Origin of the sequence: Pseudomonas sp. PS02302 (assembly GCF_029959585.1) — a bacterium.
GTDB lineage: Bacteria > Pseudomonadota > Gammaproteobacteria > Pseudomonadales > Pseudomonadaceae > Chryseomonas > Chryseomonas aestiva.
In genome coordinates, this window is sequence record NZ_JASCON010000005.1 from 93,806 (window position 1) to 114,744 (window position 20,939).

Here is a 20,939-nt window from a genome sequence, read left to right on the forward strand (position 1 = left end):
CCGCGCGCAGTCTGGCAAGGTCCGCCGCCAGGCTCAAGCCTTGGCGGCCATTAGCCACGCTGGCGCAGCAGCTCATGGGTCTGATCGAGGCTCAGCCGCGCCAGGGTGACCAGTTCGTCGATGGACTCCGGCGTGATCACCAGCGGCGGCGCGATGATCATGGTATCGCCCACCGCGCGCATCACCAGGCCATTGCGGAAGCAGTGCTCGCGACAGAGCATGCCCGCCCCACCCTCGTACCGCCCCCTCGTCTTCTTGTCGCGCACCAGCTCCAGCGCCGCCACCATGCCGACACCCCGGGTCTCGCCCACCAGCGGATGGTCGGCCAGCTCCGCCCAGCGTTTCTGCAAATAGGGTGCCGTGGTGCTGCGAACCCGGTCGACGATGCCTTCGTCGCGCAGGATGCGGATGTTTTCCAGGGCCACGGCCGCGGCCACCGGATGCCCGGAATAGGTGAAGCCGTGATAGAACTCGCCGCCCTCGTCGAGCACCCTGACCACTTCGTCACGCACCACCACGCCGCCCATGGGCACATAGCCGGAGGTGAGCCCCTTGGCGATGGGCATCAGGTCCGGAGCATTGCCGTAGTACTGGCTGCCGAACCATTCGCCGGTGCGACCGAAGCCGCAGATGACCTCGTCGGCGATGAAGAGGATGTCGTATTTGTCGAGGATCTGGCGGACCCGCGGCCAGTAGCTTTCCGGCGGAATGATCACCCCGCCGGCGCCCTGGATGGGCTCGGCGATGAAGGCGGCGACGCGCTCCTCGCCGACCTCCAGGATTTTCCGCTCCAGTTGATCGGCCGCCCAGACGCCGAATTCCTCCGGATTCATCTCGCCGCCCTCGCCGAACCAGTAGGGTTGCGGGATATGCACGATATCGGGCAGCAGGCCGCCCTGCTCGTGCATCGCCGCCATGCCACCTAGGCTGGCACCGGCCAGGGTCGAGCCGTGGTAGCCATTCCAGCGGCCGATGACCACGCGCTTCTCCGGCTGGCCCTTGGTTGCCCAGTAATGGCGCACCAGGCGCAGTACGGTGTCGTTCGCCTCCGAGCCGGAACCGGTGAAGAACACGTGGTTCATGCCCTCCGGTGCCAGCTCGGCGATGGCCTTGGCCAGCTCCAGCACCGGCGGATGGGCGGTCTGGAAGAACAGGTTGTAATAGGGCAGTTCGCGCATCTGGCGGCTGGCCGCCTCGACCAGTTCTTCACGACCGTAGCCGACGTTGACGCACCAGAGTCCGGCCATGCCGTCGAGGATGCGCTGACCCTCGCTGTCCCAGAGGTGCACCCCCTCGGCGCGGGTGATGATGCGCGCACCCTTCTCGTTGAGCTGGCGATAATCGGTGAAGGGCGCCAACAGGTGTCGGCGACTCAGGTCCTGCCAATGGGCGGTGGTAAAGGTAGTCACGAAGCCTCTCCTTGAATCGCGGTCAGACGCTGAGCAGCAGGAATTCCCGCTCCCAGGAACTGATCACGCGCTTGTAATTCTCATGCTCGGCGCGCTTCACCGCGACGTAGCCGCGGGTGAAGCGACTCCCCAGATAACGCTCCAGGGTGGCCGACTGCTCCATGCGCTCCAGGGCGGCTTCCAGGGTCAGCGGCAGGCGCAGGTTGCGACGCTCGTAGCCGCGTCCCTGCACCGGGGCACTGGGCGAGACATTCTCGATCATGCCCAGATAGCCACACAGCAGGCTGGCCGCCAGGGCCAGATAGGGATTGGCATCGGCGCCGGCCAGGCGGTTCTCCACCCGGCGATTCTGCGGATCGGAATCCGGCACGCGCAGACCCACGGTGCGATTCTCCTCGCCCCACTCGACGTTGACCGGCGCCGAGGTGTCGGGCAGGAAGCGGCGGAAGGAATTCACGTTGGGCGCGAACAGCGGCAGCGCCTCGGGAATGTATTTCTGCAGGCCACCGATGTGGTGCAGGAAGAGCTCGCTCATGCTGCCATCGGGGTTGGAAAACACCGTCTTGCCGGTCTTCAGATCCACCACGCTCTGGTGCAGGTGCATGGCGCTGCCGGGCTCACCGGTCATGGGCTTGGCCATGAAGGTGGCGGTGACGTTGTGCTTGAGCGCCGCCTCGCGCAGGGTGCGCTTGAAGACGAAGATCTGGTCGGCCAGGTGCAGCGGATCGCCGTGGCGGAAGTTGATCTCCATCTGCGCGGTGCCTTCCTCATGGATCAGGGTATCCAGATCCAGTGCCTGGGCCTCGCACCAGTCGTACATGTCTTCGAACAGCGGATCGAATTCGTTGGCCGCATCGATGGAAAAGGACTGGCGCCCGGTTTCCTGGCGCCCGGAGCGGCCTACCGGCGGCTGCAGCGGATAGTCGGGATCGTCGCTGCGCTTGGTCAGGTAGAACTCCATTTCCGGCGCGACGATGGGCTGCCAGCCGTGCTCGGCATAGAGCTTGAGCACCTTCTTGAGCAGGTTGCGCGGCGACAGCTCGATGGGAATGCCGCGCTTGTCGTAGGTGTCGTGGATCACCAGGGCAGTGGGTTCCAGTGCCCAGGGCACCAGGAACACCGCACGATCATCCGGGCGGCAGTGCATGTCGATGTCGGCCGGATCGAGCAATTCATAGTAGATGTCGTCGTCGACATAGTCCCCCGTCACGCTCTGCAGGAGCACGCTCTCCGGCAGGCGCATGCCCTTTTCGTTGAGGAACTTGGCGGTGGGGGAAATCTTGCCGCGGGCGATACCGGTCAGATCGGCGACCAGGCATTCCACTTCAGTGATCTTGCGTTCTTTCAACCAGGCGGTGAGCCGGTCAAGCGGGGTGCTCATAAAGACCTCGAAGGTTCGAGCGGGATGAACAGCATCAACGTTCGGCAGCGCGCACCTTGCAGGCCTTGCCGAACGCCTTGAACAAGGCGAGATAGACCGGGTGACTGCGCACCCTCCACTCCGGGTGCCACTGCACGCCGCAGGCGAAGGCACGGGCCTCGCGGACCGAGACGGCCTCGATCAGGCCGTCGGGCGCCAGGGCCTCGGCGCGCAACCCCGGCGCCAGGCGATCGATACCCTGGCCATGGATGGAGTTCACGTCGAAGCGTGCCGGCAGCTCCAGGGACTCGAACAGGCCACCGGGCTGGACCTCGACCGGATGGTGCAGGCCATAGTGCTCCTCCAGGGTCTCGCCGCGTTCGCGGTGGTCCATGAGGGAACCGACCTCGTGCACCTTCTGGTGCAGGCTGCCGCCAAAGGCCACGTTCATTTCCTGGAAGCCGCGGCAGATGCCCAGCACCGGTACCCCGGTCGCCACGGCGGCGCGCAGCAGCGGCAGGGTCACGGCATCGCGGGCCGCGTCGTGCAGGGTGCCGGGCTCGCTGGGCGTGCCCTGATAGTGATGGGGCTCGACGTTGGATGGCGAACCGGTGAACAGCAGACCGTCCAGGCGCTCCAGTAGGGCCTCGGTGGCGATGAGATCGGCCAGGGCCGGAATCACCAGTGGCATGCCCTCGGCACCCTCCACCACCGCGCGCAGATACTTGTCGCCGGCGATGTGAAAGGGATGCAGGCCAAGTTGCCTGGTACAGGCTGTGACACCTATGAGGGGCAGCGCGGACATGGGACACCGGGTTGAACAGGAATCATCCGAGCCTAGTCTTGTTCGTTATTTTTCACAACCACCGGCAAAAAGTTTCGAGATTCTGCACAGAAGCGGCGAAACAGAGGCGTTCCCGCCCCGCTGAATGCGCCAAAAACAGGCACCTGCGCACCACCCCTGAGCAGGGTTGCCTCCAGTTGACTTTGGTCCGCCTTTCGGATTGACTCCAGGGTGGTAACTCCGCTGATTGATATTTTTAACAGGGGCGCTGACAAAGCGTCGGAGCGCAGGCGAGACCGTACTCTCAGGTCGCTGTCGGATCGATAGCGGGCACTCGTGCCCTCACTGCGGTTGGCCCACTGGGCAAACAGGCGCATCAGGCGCTAACCGTTTTGTCGAGCGCAGCCAAAAGCAAAGGTGTTTCATCATGTCGGTACCCCCGCGTGCCGTTCGTTTGGATGAAGCGACCGACTTCCTCAGGGAACATCCTGAGGTCCAGTTCGTCGATCTTCTGATTGCGGATATGAATGGCGTGGTGCGTGGCAAACGCATCGAGCGCACCAATCTGCCCAAAGTCTTCGAGAAAGGAATCAACCTCCCCGCTTCGCTGTTCGCCCTCGACATCACCGGCTCCACCGTCGAAAGCACCGGTCTCGGGCTCGACATCGGCGACGCCGACCGCGTCTGCTTCCCCATCACCGACACCCTCTCCATGGAACCCTGGCAGAAGCGCCCCACCGCGCAGCTGCTGATGACCATGCACGAGATGGAAGGCGAGCCCTTCTTCGCCGATCCCCGCGAGGTCCTGCGCCAGGTCGTCCAGCGTTTCGACGAGCTCGGACTCACCGTCTGCGCCGCCTTCGAGCTGGAGTTCTATCTGATCGATCAGGAGAACATCAACGGCCGCCCGCAACCACCGCGTTCGCCCATTTCCGGCAAGCGTCCCCAGTCGGTCCAGGTCTATTCCATGGACGATCTGGACGAGTATGCGGACTGCCTGCAGGACATCATCGACGGCGCTCGCGCCCAGGGCATTCCGGCCGATGCCATCGTCGCCGAATCGGCTCCGGCGCAATTCGAGGTCAACCTCAATCACGTTGCCGATCCGATCAAGGCCTGTGACTACGCCGTGCTGCTCAAGCGCCTGATCAAGAACGTCGCCTATGACCATGAGATGGACACCACCTTCATGGCCAAGCCCTACCCGGGCCAGGCGGGCAACGGCCTGCACGTCCATATTTCCCTGCTGGACAAAGACGGCCGCAACATCTTCGCCGGCGAGGATCCCGAGCAGAACGCCGCATTGCGTCATGCCATCGGCGGTGTGCTCGAGACCCTACCCGCCTGCATGGCCTTCCTCTGCCCCAACGTGAACAGCTATCGCCGCTTCGGCTCGCAGTTCTTCGTGCCCAATGCGCCGAGCTGGGGCCTGGACAACCGCACCACCGCCCTGCGCGTTCCCACCGGCACGCCGGAGGCGCATCGCATCGAGCATCGGGTAGCCGGCGCCGACGCCAACCCCTACCTGCTGCTGGCCGGCGTTCTGGCCGGCGTGCACCATGGCCTGACCCGGCAGATCGAGCCCGGCCCGGTCACCGAGGGCAACTCCTACGAACAGCACGAGCAGAGCCTGCCGAACAACCTGCGCGATGCCTTGCGCTACCTGGACGACAGCTCGGTGATGGCGGAGTACATCGATCCGAAGTACATCGACATCTTCGTCGCCTGCAAGGAGCACGAGCTGGAGGAATTCGAGCACTCCATCTCCGACCTCGAGTACAACTGGTACCTGCACACCGTGTAGGGACCTGCCTGCCGACCGGTCCCGCACCGGTCGGCAGCTGTTCTGCGGTACCGCCGGAGTCCTGCGCGTATTCACGCCCGCGGCGCCCTGCCGGCCTTCCCCCTTCTTAGCCAACGACGACTCTGGACGGAGAGCTTCGCCATGACCATTTTCACCACGCCGCGTGCCGACGGCTTCCACATGCCGGCCGAATGGGCCGACCAGCGCCAGATCTGGATGGTCTGGCCCGAGCGCCCGGACAACTGGCGCCTGGGCGGCAAGCCCGCCCAGGCCGCCTTCACCGCAGTCGCCCAGGCCATTGCCCGTTTCGAGCCGGTGACCATCGGCGCCTCGGCGAATCAGTACGAGAATGCCCGTGCCCGCCTGCAGCACCCGAACATCCGGGTGGTGGAAATCAGCAATGACGACGCCTGGTGCCGTGATACCGGTCCGACCTTCGTCAGCGACGGCCAGGGTGGCGTGCGCGGCGTGGACTGGAGCTTCAATGCCTGGGGCGGCCTGGATGGCGGCCTCTACTTCCCCTGGCAGCGCGATGACCAGGTCGCTGGCAAGATCCTCGCGATCGAGAATCTGTCGGGCTATCGCACCCAGGACTTCGTCCTCGAAGGCGGCTCCATCCATGTCGATGGCGAAGGCACCCTGATCACCACCGAGGAATGCCTGCTCAATGCCAATCGCAATCCGCACCTGGATCGCGAGGCGATCGAGCGCTACCTGAGCGATTACCTGGCGGTGGACAAGGTCATCTGGCTGCCCCACGGTCTCTACAACGACGAAACCAACGGCCACGTGGACAATTTCTGCTGCTACGTGCGTCCGGGCGAGGTGCTGCTGAGCTGGTGCGACGATCAGGCCGATCCCAATTACAGCCGCTGCCGCGAGGCCCTGGCGGTGCTGGAGCGCGAAACCGATGCCCGCGGCCGCACCTTCAAGGTGCATCGGATCGTCACCCCGGGTCCGCTATTCGCCAGCGAAGAAGAATGCCGCGACGTGGATGCCTGCCTCGGCACTCAGCCGCGTAGAGCCGGTGAGCGGCTGGCCGCCTCCTACGTCAACTTCCTCATCGTCAATGGCGGCATCATCGCCCCGACCTTTGGCGTTTCCGAGGACGCCGAGGCCCTGCGTACCCTGCAGGCCTGCTTCCCGGAGCACGAGGTGGTTCAGGTTCCCGGCCGCGAGATCCTGCTCGGCGGTGGCAACATCCACTGCATCACCCAGCAGCAGCCATCTGGTCGCTGATTTCCGGCAGAAACGAAAAAGCCCGTCTTGCGACGGGCTTTTTTCTGACCTGAGCGCGGCTTAGAGCAGCGGCAGGGTGTAGCTGACGATCAGACGGTTTTCGTCGACGTCACGCTGGCCCGGTACACCGGCTTGGGAAACGGCCGGCAGGTCGGAACGCAGCATGGCGTTACGCCAGGTGAAGCCCAGACCTTTCAGCTGGCCTTGCGGGATCACGTAGCTGACGGTCAGATCGCGTTCCCATTCCATGGCGTCGCCAGTACGGGTACGGATGTTGTCACCGCGCTGATAGATGACGCCGGCGGTCAGACCCTTGACGCCCAGCTGAGCGAAGTCATAGGAGTAGCGAGCCTGCCAGGTGTCTTCGCCGGAACGGGTGAAGTTGTTGATCTGAATATCGGTGATGGCATAGGTCGAAGCGCCACCGTTCTCGTTCAGGTAGGGGAAGGCGCTGTTGCCGTTGCTGCCCTGATAGCCCAGACCGAAGGTGTGGCCGTAGATCGAGTAGGTAAACAGGCCGCTATAGAGGCGGTTGTCGATCTCGCCGGTGGTACGGGTACCGCCGTAGTAGCCGCTGGACACGTAGAGACCGGTGCTGTCGGCCTTGCGGTTTTCGCCCTGGCTGTTGCTGTCGAAATAGCGCAGGTCGGTCTTGAAGGTACCGTCGCCCAGCTTGACGCTGTGCACCAGACCCAGGAAGTGCTGGTTGTAGAAGTCTTCCAGTTGACCGAAGTAGTACTGCAGGGTCAGGTCTTTGGTGACCTTGTAGTCGGCACCGACGAAGCGGAAATGGTCGCTGTTGCGACGCAGGGCGGCATTCGCAGCACCGTTGGAACCGGCGATGGACAGATCGTCTTCGTCGGTGGAGTTACGGTTCTTGGCACGCTCGAGCTGGCCGGCGGTCAGGGTCACGTCCTTGATGTCCTTGGACGTGATCTGAGCACCCTGGTAGGTCTGCGGCAGCAGACGACCGTCGTTGGAGACCACGACCGGCAGCTTCGGTATCAGGGTGCCGTAGCGGAACTCGGTTTCGGAGATCTTCATCTTGGCGGTAGCGCCCAGGCTGCTGAACTCGTCTACAGCGCTGTTATCGGTATCGCGCGGGAACATGGTGCCGTTCTGCACGCTGCCACCGGTGCCGCCAGTGGCCTTACCACCGCTGTCCAGACGCAGACCCAGCATGCCGACCGCATCGACGCCGAAGCCAACGGTGCCCTGAGTGAAGCCCGACTGGTAGTTCAGCATGAAGCCCTGACCCCAATCCATCACGCGGGAAGGATTGGCAGTACCGTTGCGGTTGTCTGTGTTGATGTAGAAGTTACGCAGACTGAGGGTGGCTTTGCTGTCTTCGACGAAGCCGGCAGCGTGGGCGGCGGCAATGAGGGACAGGTTCAGACAGGCCGCGGAGACCGCGACCACCAGTGGCTTCTTGACCATGAGTGCTCCAGGGGTGAATCGTTGTTATGCGGCCACCAGAGGTGTCAGCGCCTGCTGGTGGTATGCCCGACGGGCCGTGCGGAAGGGAAAGCTAGAGGGCTTTTGTTTCAATTTGGAGATTTATCCCCGGCCTGGTCGACTTTTAATTTGCGACTTCAAGCACAGGTCCCCTGCCACCGTCTTCCACGTTGCGAAAGCTAATTGCAAAAAAGCATTTCGTCTAGCGATACCTGGTTGAAAACCCGCCCTGTGGTCTTCCGCTCTGACTGTTCGGTCATGGCCTGAGGGAACCTGCGCGGCCTATGCCTATGGAAAGGTTCGCCTTTTCCTCGGAATACGCCAGCCAAATCCGCGCACCCCAAGGCTCTGGGACGGGACTTCCGAGGTACCAGCCTGGTCTGCAAAACCGGCCAGCTTCAGCACTGAGGATGCTGGATCCGAAGGAATTTCCTATCTACTTCAAGGACTTGTAATTGTCTGCGACTGCTCTTCAGCCGCTCTGCCCTGGAGACGACGCCCGTTGCCCGGCGTGACGCACTGGGTGCCCTGCTGCAAGAGCGACCTTGCCCAGTGGGTCGCGCAGGAACATTCCTGCTAATCGACGGGGTGCCGCTGCCTCCGCAAGGACGGCCAACAGGACAGGGAGCAGAGATCGACTGCAGGCCAGATGGACGAGGAAGCAAGGGGGACGGAGGACCGAGGGAGAGGGCGTGACAGCGGTGGGCGAAACCACGAACCAGGCCGCCCGAGTGCCCTCGGCGCGGTCTGGCAAGGGATATTCAGCCCTGGACGACTTGATCCTTGCCCTGGCGCTTGGCGCGGTACATGGCCTCGTCCGCACGCACATAAAGGGTGTCGAGAGACTCATCGCCCTCTCGCAACACGGTGACGCCCTGGCTGATGGTGACCTTCAGCGGACCCTGGGCGCTGGGCACCGCCAACTGCCGCACGGCGCGCTGCAGGCGCCCGCCGATCTGCAATGCCAGGTCGCTGTCGCAACCCGGCAGCAGCAGGGCAAATTCTTCACCCCCGATACGGCCGAACAGATCCCCCCGGCGGGTGGTCTGGGCGCCGCATTCGGCAACACGCTGCAACACTTGATCGCCCATCTGGTGACCGAAGCGGTCATTGATCTTCTTGAAGTCGTCGATGTCGAGTAGCAGGAAGGCCAGAGGCTCGCCTTCGCTCTGGGCGAATTCGAAAGCGCGCTGGGCACTCTCGAAGAAGTGTCGACGATTGCTGCTGCGGGTCAGGACGTCGGTGGTGGCGAGCCGTTGCAGCTCTTCCTCCATGCGCTTCTTGTCGGTGATGTCTTCGGCGATGCCTACGACCAGCAGCGGCATGCCGGCCTCGCTGCGCTGACTGACAAAGCATTTGTCGCTGAGCCAGCGGATCTCGCCATCGGCGCGGATGATGCGGTACTCGCGGGACTCCACGGCGCCCTGCTCGATCACCTGCTCCAGGGTGCGCTGGGCGTACTCCAGATCGTCGGGATAGATGTTGTTGAGCCAGGTGCTGTAGTCGCTCAACACCTGCGACTGGGAGCGACCGAAGATCTGTTCGTAGGCGGGGCTGACATAGATGATCTGGCGAGTGCGCCAGTCCAGGGCCCAGAGCACCGCGTTGACGCTTTCCAGCAGCGCGCTGAACAGCTGCTCCCGATCACGCAGGCGATCTGTCTCGGCCCGCGAATGCAGGAGAGCCAGCAGATTCTCTTCCGGAGTGGGAAGAGCAGACAGAGGAGGTTGTTCATCCATATACAAATGCGCCTACGCGGGGTCCTGAGGGAGTTAGAGACAGCTGAAACCAGCCTGGTTCAATCCCCGCATAGCGCAGCCCACCGCTTCGGCGGGCTTTTGTGAAGCCTTTCTCAAGCGGTTCCGGCCGGCCGCAGGGAATAGGTTTTCAGCTGTTCGGCGAATTCGCGCAGGGACTGAATGCCGCTCGCTTCGGCTTCGCCGATCCACTGCCGGGTCGCGGCCAGCATGTCGTGGCCGTTGGCACTGGTCCGGGCCCAGATCTGCTGCAGCGCCAGGCGCCTTTCGTAGATCAGCTTCAGCGCCTGACTGTGCTCGAGCAGTTCGTCGATGCGCACCTGGTGGCGAGCCTTGAGCAGACTGGTCTCGCGGGCCAGCAGACCCCGGGCGCGCCGGAACAGCGGACGCTGGGAGGGCGCCGCACTACCCCGCTCCTGCCGCAGCAGCGGGCCGATCACCTGCTGGCGGTACTGGGCCATGATCTGGAAGCGGTTGTTGAGGATGGCCATGGCGGTGTCCATGTCCAGCTGACCCTTGCCTTCGATGCGATGGGCGATGGGGGCGACGCGGTTGACCTTGGCCAGACGCAGCCAGGTGAACAGCTTGATCCAGGCCCAGCCCATGTCGAACTCCCAGCGCTTGACCGACAGCTTGGCCGAGTTGGGGTAGGTATGGTGGTTGTTGTGCAGCTCTTCGCCGCCGATGACGATGCCCCAGGGGATGAGGTTGGTGGCGGCATCGCGGCATTCGAAATTGCGATAGCCCACGGCATGACCCAGGCCATTGACCACACCCGCGGCCCAGAAGGGAATCCAGACCATCTGCACGGCCCAGACGGTGAGACCCAGGGCGCCGAACAGGGCGATGTCGATCAGCAGCAACAGCACCACCCCCATATTGCGGGTGCGCGGATGGGAGTAGAGCTTGCGCTCGATCCAGTCGTCCGGGCAGTTCTTGCCGTAGATGCGCAGGGTATCGGCGTTGTTCGCCTCGGCCTTGTACAGCTCGGCGCCGCGCCGGACCACGGTGGCAAGGCCCTTGTGCACCGGGCTGTGCGGGTCTTCTTCGGTTTCGCACTTGGCGTGGTGCTTGCGATGAATGGCGGTCCACTCACGGGTATTCATCGCTGTGGTCAGCCACAGCCAGAAGCGGAAGGCGTGCTTGAGTGCGGGATGCAGCTCCAGCGAACGGTGGGCGGAGTAGCGATGCAGGTAGACGGTGACACTGACAATGGTCAGGTGGGTCAGTACCAGGGTGACCACCACCAATTGCCAGACCGACAGGTCAAGCAGGCCGTTGTAGCTCATGGACGCAGAGGACCTCGCGCGGGTTGTGTAGTGCAGCTGTCACGAAAAGTTCAGTGAACAGGCGTTCGCGCATTATTGCCGGGGTGGGCGATAAATCCAGCCCTCCCTTTTGCTACACAACGTGTCCTTCACAGACTGCTAATTCTAAAAGCGAATAAACAAAGCATTATTAGCAATTTTAAGAAATAACGATCGGCCTCTTAAGATGGCGCCACCTCCCCGCCCACCGCTGTACACGAGGACGCCACCCATGAGCTCCGTTCCGTTCCGCAGCCTTGAAAACCAGGACGAAACCGCACTGCTCCGCGATATCCAGCAGGCTTTGCGCGGGCTGAGATTCGGCGCCATCGAGATCACCGTGCACAACGGCCAGGTGGTGCAGATCGAGCGCAAGGAAAAATTTCGGCCTCAGACCGGCCAAGCCAACAAGCCCTGAGTTCTCGCGGTCAGCGGACGAGCGGGCAAGGTGCCCGCCAGACGGTGTCCGGCTTTCTCACGTCAAGGAGCCTTTTCATGTCGATTCGCCGTTTCGCCCTGGCCGCGCTGGCCGGAGCCCTGTTCGCCACCCAGGTCCATGCCGTTGAATTGCTCAACGTGTCCTACGATCCGACCCGCGAGCTCTACCAGCAGTACAACGCCGCCTTCGCCAAGCACTGGAAGACCGAGACCGGCGAAGACGTGACCATCAAGAATTCTCATGGCGGCTCCGGCAAGCAGGCGCGCTCGGTGATCGATGGGCTGCAGGCCGACGTGGTGACCCTGGCGCTGTCCGGCGACATCGATGCCCTTAATCTGCACCAGCAGCTGGTCGACCCGAATTGGCAGAAGCGTCTGGCGGACAACAGCACCCCCTACACCTCGACCATCGTCTTCCTGGTGCGCAAGGGCAATCCCAAGGGCATCAAGGACTGGGATGACCTGGTGAAAAAGGACGTCCAGGTCATTACTCCCAATCCCAAGACCTCTGGCGGCGCCCGCTGGAATTTCCTCGCTGCCTGGGCCTATGCCAAGGCCAAGTACGGCAGCGATGCCGAGGCCCTCACGTTCGTTACCGAACTCTATCGCCACGCTCCGGTGCTCGATACCGGCGCACGCGGCGCCACCATCAGCTTCGTGCAGCGCCAGCTGGGCGACGTCTTGATCGCCTGGGAAAACGAAGCCTATCTGTCCCTGAAGGAAGAAGGCGGCGACCAGCTGGAGATCGTCACCCCGTCGCTGTCGATCCTGGCCGAGCCGCCGGTGGCCGTGGTGGACAAGGTGGTCGACAAGAAGGGCACGCGCAAGCAGGCCGAGGCCTACCTGCAGTATCTGTACAGCCCCGAGGGCCAGCGCATCGCCGCGCAGAATTTCTATCGCCCCCGCGATGCCAAGGTGGCGGCGGAATTCAAGGATCAGTTCAAGCCGGTCAAGCTGGTGACCATCGACCAGGAATTCGGCGGCTGGAAAGCGGCGCAGCCGAAGTACTTCGCCGACGGCGGCGTGTTCGACAAGATCTTCGCCGACATCAACAAATAGCGCCCCGGCCGGGACGGCTCACGCTGACCGGCCCGGAACAGGTATCGTTCCACCCCTCTGCGCCCTGGCGAATGCATCGCCGGGGCGCCTTGCAGAAGGACGTCTCATGTCTCGCCGTCTCTCCCCGGTCATACCCGGCTTCGGGTTGACCCTGGGATTCTCCCTGACCTACCTCGCGCTGATCGTGCTGATCCCGCTGGGCGCCATGTTCCTGCATGCCAGCCAGCTGACCCTCGGGCAGTTCTGGTCGCTGATCACCGGGCGCCAGGTGCTGGCCGCGCTGCAGCTGTCCTTTGGCACGGCCCTGCTCGCCGCCCTGGTCAACGGCATCCTCGGCACCCTGCTGGCCTGGGTGCTGGTGCGCTACGAATTTCCCGGGCGCAAGCTGATCGATGCCATGGTCGACCTGCCCTTCGCCCTGCCCACCGCGGTGGCCGGCATCGCCCTGACCGCGCTCTACGCACCCAACGGCATGATAGGTTCGCTGTTTCCCTTCAAGATCGCCTATACCCCGATCGGCATCACCCTGGCGCTGATCTTCGTCACCCTCCCCTTCGTGGTGCGCACCCTGCAGCCGGTACTGGCGGACATTCCCAAGGAAATCGAGGAAGCCGCCACCTGCCTGGGCGCGCGCCCCTGGCAGGTGTTCCGCTACGTGCTGGTGCCGACCCTGCTGCCGGCCTGGCTGACCGGTTTCGCCCTGGCCTTCGCCCGCGGCGTGGGCGAGTACGGCTCGGTGGTGTTCATCGCCGGCAACATCCCGTTCAAGACCGAGATCCTGCCGCTGCTCATCGTCTCCAAGCTGGACCAGTACGACTACACCGGCGCCACCGGCATCGGCGTGTTCATGCTGCTGGTGTCCTTTGTCATGCTGCTGCTGATCAATATCCTGCAGCGCCGCATCCAGCCCAACATCTAAGGACGACCGCATGAGCCTCATGACTTCGACCAAGGCCGATGCGCGCGCCAGCAAGCAGCGCACCCCGGTGGCCATCGCGCTGATCGCCAGCGCCTGGCTGATCTTCCTGCTGGTCCTGGTGCTGCCGCTGTACATGGTGCTGAGCCAGGGCCTGGCCAACGGCATCGGCGCCTTCTGGGACGCCATCAGCGAACCGGATGCGATCTCGGCGCTCAAGCTGACGCTGTTCGCCACCGCCATCTCGGTGCCCCTGAATCTGGCCTTCGGCCTGGCCGCGGCCTGGTGCGTGACCAAGTTCGAGTTCACCGGCAAGAGTCTGCTGATCACCCTGATCGACCTGCCCTTCTCGGTCTCGCCGGTGATCGCCGGCCTCATCTATGTGCTGCTGTTCGGCGCCCAGGGATTGATGGGTCCTTACCTGCAGAGCGTCGATGTGCAGATCGTCTTCGCGGTGCCCGGCATCGTGCTGGCGACGATCTTCGTCACCTTTCCCTATGTGGCCCGCGAACTGATCCCGCTGATGCAGGAACAGGGTACCCAGGAAGAAGAAGCGGCGCGCCTGCTGGGCGCCAGTGGCTGGCAACTGTTCTGGCACGTGACCCTGCCCAACGTGAAGTGGGCGCTGATCTATGGCGTGGTGCTCTGCACCGCGCGGGCCATGGGCGAGTTCGGTGCGGTGTCGGTGGTCTCCGGCCATATCCGCGGCCTGACCAACACCCTGCCGCTGCACATCGAGATTCTCTACAACGAGTACAACATCGTCGCCGCCTTCAGCGTGGCGATCCTGCTGCTGATGATGGCCCTGGTGATCCTGCTGCTGCGGCAGTGGAGCGAGAGTCGCCTGAGCCACCAACTGCAGCACCGTGACGAGGAATAAGGCGCCATGAGTATCGAGATCCAGGGTATCAACAAGAGGTTTGGCGCCTTCCAGGCGCTCAAGGACATCAACCTGCACATCGAGAGTGGCGAGCTGGTCGCCCTGCTCGGCCCGTCGGGCTGCGGCAAGACCACCCTGCTGCGCATCATCGCCGGCCTGGAAGCGCCGGACACCGGCAACATCGGCTTCCACGGCGAGGACGTCTCCGGGCGTGACGTGCGCGACCGCAACGTCGGCTTCGTCTTCCAGCATTACGCACTGTTCCGCCACATGACGGTGTTCGACAACGTGGCTTTCGGCCTGCGCATGAAGCCGCGCCGCGAGCGGCCGAGCGAGGCACAGATCGCCAGCAAGGTGCACGAGCTGCTGAACATGGTGCAGCTCGACTGGCTGGCCGATCGCTATCCCGAGCAACTCTCCGGTGGTCAGCGCCAGCGCATCGCCCTGGCCCGCGCCCTGGCGGTGGAGCCCAAGATCCTGCTGCTCGACGAACCCTTCGGCGCCCTGGATGCCAAGGTGCGCAAGGAGCTGCGCCGCTGGCTGGCACGGCTGCACGAGGAGATCCATCTGACCTCGGTGTTCGTCACCCACGACCAGGAAGAAGCCATGGAAGTGGCCGATCGCATCGTGGTGATGAACAAGGGCCAGATCGAGCAGGTCGGCTCGCCCGCCGAGGTCTACGAACAGCCGGCGAGCGACTTCGTCTATCACTTCCTCGGTGACTCCAACCGCCTGGCCCTGGGCGAGCAGGAGGTGCTGTTCCGTCCGCACGAGGTGGAGCTGGAGCGCGAGCCGCGAGCGGGCTATCACGCCGCCGAAGTGCGCGACATCCGGCCGCTGGGCGCCACCACCCGGATCACGCTGAAAGTGCCGGAGCAGACCGAGGTGATCGAGGTGGAGCTGGTCAAGGACCACCCGGTGCTGGCCGGGCTGCAACGGGGTGCGCCGCTGCATTTCCTGCCGCGTACGCCCTGAGTCCGTCGCTGGCGGCTAAGACCAAAGTCGTAGCCGCCAGGACCAGACAGCGGTTGCAACCTCCGGAAAGCGGGCTCCATGATCGACGAAACTGACAGCCGTCACACTTCGTCCTCGATCGAGCAGAATAACAAGGAGGTCGCATGCCCAGGCGCTGGCCCGTCGTGTTGTCGCTTCACCTGGCCCTCCTCGTGGCCACGCTGCTGCTCTGGCAGTGGCTGGCGCTACCCATGGCCGCCGGCATGGGACTGGTGCTCGCCGCTGCCCTCTGGCCCTGGTGGCTGCTGCGCAGGCCCACAGCGCCGCCCGCGCCGAGCCAGGCCTTCGACGAGCTGACCAGCGATCTCTCGCGCAGCACGGCGCGCAACGCCGTGGCCATCGCCGGTGTGGCCTCTGCCGCCCAGCAACTGGCGGCCCGGGTGCAATCCCAGGCCAGCACGGCCGCGCAGATCTCCAGCAGCGCCTCTGCCCTCACCCAGACCGAGCACCACAGCGCCGACAGCGCCCGCCAGGCCCTGGCGGTGGCGCAGCAGGTGCACCAGCGCAGCGAGGCCGGCCAGGACGCCCTGAATGCCGCGATCGCCGCCATCCGCGCCCTCAGCGAGCACGCCCGCCAGAGCCGCGAACTGATCGCCGGCCTGAGTGCCCGCACCGACAAGATCCAGCAAGTCACCGAGGTCATCCAGGGTATCGCCAGCCAGACCAACCTGCTGGCGCTCAATGCGGCCATCGAGGCCGCACGCGCCGGGGAACACGGGCGCGGCTTCGCGGTGGTCGCCGACGAGGTGCGGGGCCTGGCGGCGCGGACTTCCAGCGCAACCGGCGAGGTGGGGCTGATCGTCGCCGACATCAGCCAGCAAACCGACGCCGTGGTGGCGCAGATCCAGCAGCTGGCCCAGGCGCTGGACGACGGCGTGCGCCAGGTCGAGCGCACCGGCGAAGGCCTGCAGGAGATCGCCCAGCTGGCGCAGACCGCCGAGCGCCAGGCGGCGGATATCGCCCAGGGCACCTCGGCCAATCTCGCCCAGCTGGAAAGCCTGGCCCAGGCGGTGGAGCAGGTGCACCGCGACCTCGCCGACAGCGAGCGCCAGACCAGCCGGCTCAGCGGCGCCGCCGACGAACTGGTGGACATGGCCGAAGCCAGCAGCGAACGCCTGGCCGAGGTCGGCCTGGACAGCTATCACCAGCGCATCTTCGAACTGGCGCGCCAGGGCGCGGATGCCATCGGCCGGCGCTTCGAGGACGACCTGGCCGCCGGGCGCATCACCCAGGACGCCCTCTTCGACCGCCAGTACCAGCCTGTGCCCGGCAGTCAGCCGGCCAAGTACCGCACCCGTTTCGACAGCTATACCGATGGCGTGCTACCGGCGATCCAGGAGCCGCTGCTGGACCAGCATCCCGGTCTGGTCTTCGCCATCGCCTGTACGCCGGAAGGCTATGTGCCCACCCACAACCGCGCCTTCGCCCAGGCACCCACCGGTGACGTGGCGGTGGATACGGCGCGCAGTCGCAGCAAGCGCCTCTTCAGCGATCGCACCGGCAAGCGCTGCGGCAGCCATCAGCGCCGCCTGCTGTTGCAGACCTACATGAGAGACACCGGCGAGGTGATGCACGACCTCTCGGTACCGATCATGGTGAACGGCCGGCACTGGGGCGGACTGCGCCTGGGCTATCGCCCCGACAGCGCACACTAACCAAGCTTGAGCTGGGTGACCGCCAGTTGCCAGACCGCGGCCTCCAGACCGAGCATGCGCCCGGCCTTGTGCTCGAGCAGGGTGTCGAGAGACTCGCCCGGGGCGGGATTCGCTGCCTGGGCCGCCAGGTGCAGGATCAGCGACGGCTTGGGCAGCACGCCGTGCAGGCTGTGCACCGCGGCCACCAGCTCGCGCAACTCCAGTGGTAGCCGCCAGTGCCGCTGCAATTCCGCGGAAAACTCCAGGCTGTAGCTCAGCAGCGCGCGCTCCAGCGCGGCCTCGTCGATCACGCCACCCCCGTCGCACCAGCGCTGCACGCCTTGCAGCACCGCCAGTTCACCTAGGCGATGCAGCAGGCCGGCGGTGTAGCAACGCTCGGCGTCTTCGCGCACATAGCGTAGCGCCAGCAGCCGGGCGCAGTCGGCGGCGCGTTGGGCGAGGCGCAGATAGCCCTCGGCGCGTCCGGCCAGCAACGGCTCGGCCAGACGGGTCGCCCGTCGCAGACTCAGGCCCAGGACCAGATTGAGGGTGAAGCCGACGCCCAGCCGCGGTAGGGCCTGGCTGAGGGTCTGACAGGATTGGCCGACGCGCTGGGAAGCGCTGTTGGCCGCCGCGATCAGGGTCGCCGTGACCAGGGGATCCTGGCCGAATTCGGTTTCCAGCTCGCCCAGGCTGCAGCTCTCGCCCTCGCGACAGCGCTCGATGATGGCCGGCAGATCGGCGAACAGCGGCACGGCGTCGATTTCAGCGGCCATGCGCTGCAGATGATCGTCCAGGGAGGCCAGGACGGCGGCACTGGCCGCCTGAAACGCGTCTCCCGCGGGTGGCAACAGACTGCGCAGACGACGCAACACCTCTTCCGCCGCATAGGGTTTGACCAGATAGGCGGTGGGCGCCAGGCGCAGGGCCGCGCGTACAGAGGCGGCGTCGGCCTGTTCGGACAGCAGGATCACCGGCTGCAGCGGCTGGGCACCGCGCTGGCGGATACGGCGCAGCAGGTCGAGTCCATCGCAATCGGCCGGTCGCTCGACGATGATCAGCGCGCATCTCTTGCGCTGATCCAGTTCGGCGAGGGCCTGATAGCCATGGCCGTATTCATGCACCAGGGCATCGGCACGCACGGCCAGCACCAGTGACTTGAGCAGGTCACGGGTCCAGGGATTGGCGTCGACGATAAGTATCAGGGGCGGCATCCCAACCCACTCCTGCTTGAGGAAAGCGAAGCGGCGGATAATGCGTCAAAGCGGACTTTATGCCAAGCGTGTCACAAAAAACCGCCCTCCAGGAGGGCGGTTCGGGCAGGACTCAGGCCAATTCGGCGAAGCACTCGCCGATAATGGCCAAGCCGCGATCCAGCTCCTCGTCGCTGGCGGTCAGGGGCACGAGGATACGCAGCACGTTGCCGTAGCTGCCGCAGCTGAGCAGGATCAGCCCCTTCTGGCGCGCCCGGACCACGATCTGGCTGGTCAGCTCGGCATCGGGTTGCTCGATGTCGCCCCCCTTGCCCAGCTCCATGGCGATCATGGCACCCAGGCCACGGACGTCGCAGATCTGCGCGTGCTTGGCGGCCAGTTCGCGCAGACCCGCGGTGAGGCGTTCACCCACGGCCTTGGAGCGGTCCAGCAGCTTCTCTTCCTCGAAGGTCTCGATCACCGCCAGGGCCGCGGCGCAGGCGATGGGGCTGCCGGCATAGGTGCCGCCCAGGCCACCGGGGGTGACGGCATCCATTACCGTGGCGCGACCGGTCACGCCCGACAGCGGGAAACCGCCGGCGATGGATTTGGCGAAGGTCACCAGGTCGGCGTCGACGCCCATCTGCTCCATGGCGAAGAAGGTCCCGGTACGACCGGCGCCGGACTGGACTTCATCGGCGATCAGCAGGATGCCGTGGGTGTCGCACAGCGTGCGCAGGCGCTGCATGAATGCCTTGGGCGCGGCATAGAAACCGCCCTCGCCCTGCACCGGCTCGAGGATGATGGCCGCGATGTCGCCAGGTGCCGCATCGTTCTTGAAGATGCGCTCGACGCTGGCGATGGCGTCATCGACGCTGATGCCGTGCAGTTCACAGGGATAGAGCGCGCGATAGACGCCGCCGGGCATCAACCCCATGCCGGCCGAATAGGGCGCGACCTTGCCGGTCAGCGACAGGGTCATCATGGTGCGGCCATGGTAGGCGCTGGAGAAGGCGATGACGCCGGCACGCTGGGTGGCGGCGCGGGCGATCTTGACGGCATTCTCCACGGCTTCGGAGCCGGAGTTGAACAGTGCGGTCTTTTTCGGGAAGTTGCCCGGCACCAGTTCGTTGAGCTTTTCGCAGACCTCGACATAGGGCTCGTAGGCCAGCACCTGGAAGCAGGTGTGGGAGACCTTGGTCAGCTGCTCCTGCACGGCCGCCACCACGCGCGGATGCAGGTGGCCGGTGTTGAGCACGGCGATGCCGCCGGCGAAGTCCAGGAATTCGTTGCCCTCTACGTCCCAGACCTTGGCGTTCTCCGCGCGGGCGACGAAGATCGGGTGAGTCTGGCCGACGCCACGGGCGACGGCGGCACTGCGGCGGTGCATCAGGGAATCATTGGTGTGGCTCATTGCAGTCCTCGATGGCCGCTCATCGTGGCGGCCGGCTACGGGAAAGGCGCGGACCGGATTCCGGGCAGCATACGATGATCGACTGCCAACGGCCCGGCGTCCGCGCCGGGAAAAGCTTTGGATCAGCCTGAAGGGCTGTTGGGCTTCGACGGTGAAGCCGTCTCAACCCAACCTACGAGAGCTTAGGTTGGGTTGAGCGCCGCGAAGTCCAACGAGAGCGATCAGATCCCTAGGCAGAGGTACTTGATCTCGAGGTAGTCCTCGATGCCGTACTTGGAGCCTTCGCGGCCCAGGCCCGAGGCCTTGACGCCACCGAAGGGCGCGACCTCGTTGGAGATCAGGCCGGTGTTGATGCCGACCATGCCGTACTCCAGCGCCTCGGCCACGCGGAACACGCGGGACAGGTCGCGGGCATAGAAGTAGGAGGCCAGGCCGAATTCGGTGTCGTTGGCCAGCTCGATGACCTCGGCCTCGTCCTTGAAGCGGAACAGCGGCGCCAGCGGGCCGAAGGTCTCTTCCTTGGACACCTTGGCGCTCCTGGGCACGTCGGCGAGGATGGTCGGCTCGAAGTAGCTGCCGCCGTTGGCGTGGGCCTTGCCCCCGGCGATGACCCTGGCGCCCTGGCTCACGGCGTCGTCGATGTGTTCCTTGACCTTGGCCGCCGCCTTGGCGTCGATCAGCGGACCGATGGTCACGCCCTCTTCCAGGCCGTTGCCGACCTTGAGCTTGGCCACCGCGGCCTTGAATTTCTCGGCGAAGGCGTCGTAGACACCGTCCTGGATATAGAGGCGGTTGACGCAGACGCAGGTCTGGCCGGCGTTGCGGTACTTGGAGGCGATGGCGCCTTCCACGGCCTTGTCCAGATCGGCGTCGTCGAAGACGATGAAGGGCGCGTTGCCGCCCAGTTCCAGCGACAGCTTCTTGATGGTGGGCGCGCTCTGCTCCATCAGCTTGGCACCGATCTCGGTGGAGCCGGTGAAGGAGATCTTGCGCACGATGGGGCTTTCGGTCAGCTCGGCGCCGATTTCGGCGGCGGAGCCGGTGACCACGCTCAGCACGCCCTTGGGAATGCCGGCGCGCTCGGCCAGCTCGACCAGGGCCAGGGCCGAGTACGGGGTCTGGCTGGCGGGCTTGATGACCATGGTGCAGCCGGCGGCCAGGGCCGGACCGGCCTTGCGGGTGATCATCGCGGTGGGGAAATTCCACGGCGTGATGGCGGCGGTGACGCCGATGGGCTGCTTGATCACCAGGATGCGCTTGTCGGCCTGGTGGCCGG

The 20,939-nt window shown here is 64.8% G+C and carries 17 protein-coding genes; 8 read left to right on the forward strand and 9 right to left on the reverse strand.

Annotation, left to right across the window (positions count from 1 at the left end; translation table 11 throughout):
* Positions 1-50: 50 nt before the first annotated feature.
* The 3 genes from QMX82_RS03375 to QMX82_RS03385 are packed head-to-tail and all read right to left on the reverse strand — an operon-like array spanning position 51 to position 3,574.
* Complete coding sequence (locus QMX82_RS03375; RefSeq protein WP_282281262.1) at positions 51-1,409, reverse strand: aspartate aminotransferase family protein; 1,359 nt, start codon at positions 1,407-1,409, stop codon at positions 51-53.
* 22 nt (positions 1,410-1,431) lie between these two features.
* Positions 1,432-2,790: a glutamine synthetase family protein gene (locus QMX82_RS03380; protein ID WP_133861332.1), complete on the reverse strand. Its 1,359-nt coding sequence runs from the start codon at positions 2,788-2,790 to the stop codon at positions 1,432-1,434.
* 34 nt (positions 2,791-2,824) lie between these two features.
* Positions 2,825-3,574 (reverse strand): gamma-glutamyl-gamma-aminobutyrate hydrolase family protein, encoded by a 750-nt coding sequence (locus QMX82_RS03385; protein ID WP_282281263.1) that lies wholly within the window; start codon positions 3,572-3,574, stop codon positions 2,825-2,827.
* Positions 3,575-3,980: 406 nt separating this feature from the next.
* Here QMX82_RS03385 and QMX82_RS03390 point away from each other — a divergent pair, with 406 nt between their 5' ends.
* Both QMX82_RS03390 and aguA read left to right on the forward strand, forming a co-directional pair.
* Positions 3,981-5,357 carry a glutamine synthetase family protein gene (locus QMX82_RS03390; protein WP_133861334.1) on the forward strand — a complete coding sequence of 459 codons (1,377 nt, stop codon included), beginning with the start codon at positions 3,981-3,983 and terminating at the stop codon, positions 5,355-5,357.
* A gap of 141 nt (positions 5,358-5,498) precedes the next feature.
* Positions 5,499-6,596 carry an agmatine deiminase gene (gene aguA, locus QMX82_RS03395; RefSeq protein ID WP_282281264.1) on the forward strand — a complete coding sequence of 366 codons (1,098 nt, stop codon included), beginning with the start codon at positions 5,499-5,501 and terminating at the stop codon, positions 6,594-6,596.
* A 60-nt stretch (positions 6,597-6,656) separates the two neighbouring features.
* On the opposite strand, the gene QMX82_RS03400 is transcribed toward aguA, so the two are convergent.
* The 3 genes from QMX82_RS03400 to desA all read right to left on the reverse strand — a co-directional run bounded on the left by QMX82_RS03400 (position 6,657) and on the right by desA (position 11,097).
* A complete protein-coding gene (locus QMX82_RS03400; RefSeq protein ID WP_282281265.1) occupies positions 6,657-8,033 on the reverse strand; it encodes an OprD family porin in 1,377 nt (458 codons plus the stop codon).
* A 779-nt stretch (positions 8,034-8,812) separates the two neighbouring features.
* Positions 8,813-9,790, reverse strand: a complete 978-nt coding sequence (locus QMX82_RS03405) for a sensor domain-containing diguanylate cyclase (RefSeq protein ID WP_282281266.1) — start codon at positions 9,788-9,790, stop codon at positions 8,813-8,815.
* 113 nt (positions 9,791-9,903) lie between these two features.
* Positions 9,904-11,097: a delta-9 fatty acid desaturase DesA gene (desA, locus tag QMX82_RS03410; protein WP_208692819.1), complete on the reverse strand. Its 1,194-nt coding sequence runs from the start codon at positions 11,095-11,097 to the stop codon at positions 9,904-9,906.
* 250 nt (positions 11,098-11,347) lie between these two features.
* Here desA and oscA point away from each other — a divergent pair, with 250 nt between their 5' ends.
* From oscA to QMX82_RS03440, 6 genes are all read left to right on the forward strand, one after another.
* Positions 11,348-11,533, forward strand: a complete 186-nt coding sequence (gene oscA / locus QMX82_RS03415) for a sulfur starvation response protein OscA (protein WP_133861339.1) — start codon at positions 11,348-11,350, stop codon at positions 11,531-11,533.
* Positions 11,534-11,610: 77 nt separating this feature from the next.
* Positions 11,611-12,612, forward strand: coding sequence for a sulfate ABC transporter substrate-binding protein (locus tag QMX82_RS03420; RefSeq protein WP_282281267.1), 1,002 nt, complete (start codon positions 11,611-11,613; stop codon positions 12,610-12,612).
* A 106-nt stretch (positions 12,613-12,718) separates the two neighbouring features.
* On the forward strand, positions 12,719-13,531 hold the full coding sequence (gene cysT / locus QMX82_RS03425) for a sulfate ABC transporter permease subunit CysT (RefSeq protein ID WP_133861341.1): 813 nt from the start codon (positions 12,719-12,721) through the stop codon (positions 13,529-13,531).
* Positions 13,532-13,541: 10 nt separating this feature from the next.
* Positions 13,542-14,408, forward strand: a complete 867-nt coding sequence (cysW, locus tag QMX82_RS03430; RefSeq protein ID WP_273861767.1) for a sulfate ABC transporter permease subunit CysW — start codon at positions 13,542-13,544, stop codon at positions 14,406-14,408.
* 6 nt (positions 14,409-14,414) lie between these two features.
* Positions 14,415-15,383 carry a sulfate/molybdate ABC transporter ATP-binding protein gene (locus QMX82_RS03435; RefSeq protein ID WP_208692826.1) on the forward strand — a complete coding sequence of 323 codons (969 nt, stop codon included), beginning with the start codon at positions 14,415-14,417 and terminating at the stop codon, positions 15,381-15,383.
* 242 nt (positions 15,384-15,625) lie between these two features.
* The gene (locus QMX82_RS03440; protein ID WP_410003745.1) at positions 15,626-17,077 is read left to right on the forward strand and encodes a methyl-accepting chemotaxis protein; all 1,452 of its coding nucleotides are present in this window, start codon (positions 15,626-15,628) and stop codon (positions 17,075-17,077) included.
* Here QMX82_RS03440 and QMX82_RS03445 read toward each other — a convergent pair.
* The 3 genes from QMX82_RS03445 to QMX82_RS03455 all read right to left on the reverse strand — a co-directional run.
* Positions 17,074-18,270, reverse strand: coding sequence for an HDOD domain-containing protein (locus tag QMX82_RS03445; protein ID WP_282281268.1), 1,197 nt, complete (start codon positions 18,268-18,270; stop codon positions 17,074-17,076). The genes QMX82_RS03440 and QMX82_RS03445 overlap by 4 nt on opposite strands.
* 112 nt (positions 18,271-18,382) lie before the next feature.
* Positions 18,383-19,663, reverse strand: coding sequence for a 4-aminobutyrate--2-oxoglutarate transaminase (gene gabT, locus QMX82_RS03450; RefSeq protein ID WP_208692831.1), 1,281 nt, complete (start codon positions 19,661-19,663; stop codon positions 18,383-18,385).
* Positions 19,664-19,884: 221 nt separating this feature from the next.
* The coding region (locus QMX82_RS03455; RefSeq protein ID WP_282281269.1) for an aldehyde dehydrogenase family protein at positions 19,885-20,939 on the reverse strand (1,055 nt) is incomplete at its 5' end.

Coding starts and splice junctions, on each gene's coding strand:
- aguA (WP_282281264.1), top strand. CDS start 5,499: ATGACCATTTTCACCACGCCGCGTGCCGACGGCTTCCACATGCCGGCC.
- QMX82_RS03400 (WP_282281265.1), bottom strand. CDS start 8,033: ATGGTCAAGAAGCCACTGGTGGTCGCGGTCTCCGCGGCCTGTCTGAAC.
- gabT (WP_208692831.1), bottom strand. CDS start 19,663: ATGAGCCACACCAATGATTCCCTGATGCACCGCCGCAGTGCCGCCGTC.
- desA (WP_208692819.1), bottom strand. CDS start 11,097: ATGAGCTACAACGGCCTGCTTGACCTGTCGGTCTGGCAATTGGTGGTG.
- QMX82_RS03405 (WP_282281266.1), bottom strand. CDS start 9,790: ATGGATGAACAACCTCCTCTGTCTGCTCTTCCCACTCCGGAAGAGAAT.
- oscA (WP_133861339.1), top strand. CDS start 11,348: ATGAGCTCCGTTCCGTTCCGCAGCCTTGAAAACCAGGACGAAACCGCA.
- cysT (WP_133861341.1), top strand. CDS start 12,719: ATGTCTCGCCGTCTCTCCCCGGTCATACCCGGCTTCGGGTTGACCCTG.
- QMX82_RS03390 (WP_133861334.1), top strand. CDS start 3,981: ATGTCGGTACCCCCGCGTGCCGTTCGTTTGGATGAAGCGACCGACTTC.
- QMX82_RS03435 (WP_208692826.1), top strand. CDS start 14,415: ATGAGTATCGAGATCCAGGGTATCAACAAGAGGTTTGGCGCCTTCCAG.
- QMX82_RS03420 (WP_282281267.1), top strand. CDS start 11,611: ATGTCGATTCGCCGTTTCGCCCTGGCCGCGCTGGCCGGAGCCCTGTTC.
- QMX82_RS03385 (WP_282281263.1), bottom strand. CDS start 3,574: ATGTCCGCGCTGCCCCTCATAGGTGTCACAGCCTGTACCAGGCAACTT.
- QMX82_RS03440 (WP_410003745.1), top strand. CDS start 15,626: ATGGGACTGGTGCTCGCCGCTGCCCTCTGGCCCTGGTGGCTGCTGCGC.
- QMX82_RS03445 (WP_282281268.1), bottom strand. CDS start 18,270: ATGCCGCCCCTGATACTTATCGTCGACGCCAATCCCTGGACCCGTGAC.
- QMX82_RS03380 (WP_133861332.1), bottom strand. CDS start 2,790: ATGAGCACCCCGCTTGACCGGCTCACCGCCTGGTTGAAAGAACGCAAG.
- cysW (WP_273861767.1), top strand. CDS start 13,542: ATGAGCCTCATGACTTCGACCAAGGCCGATGCGCGCGCCAGCAAGCAG.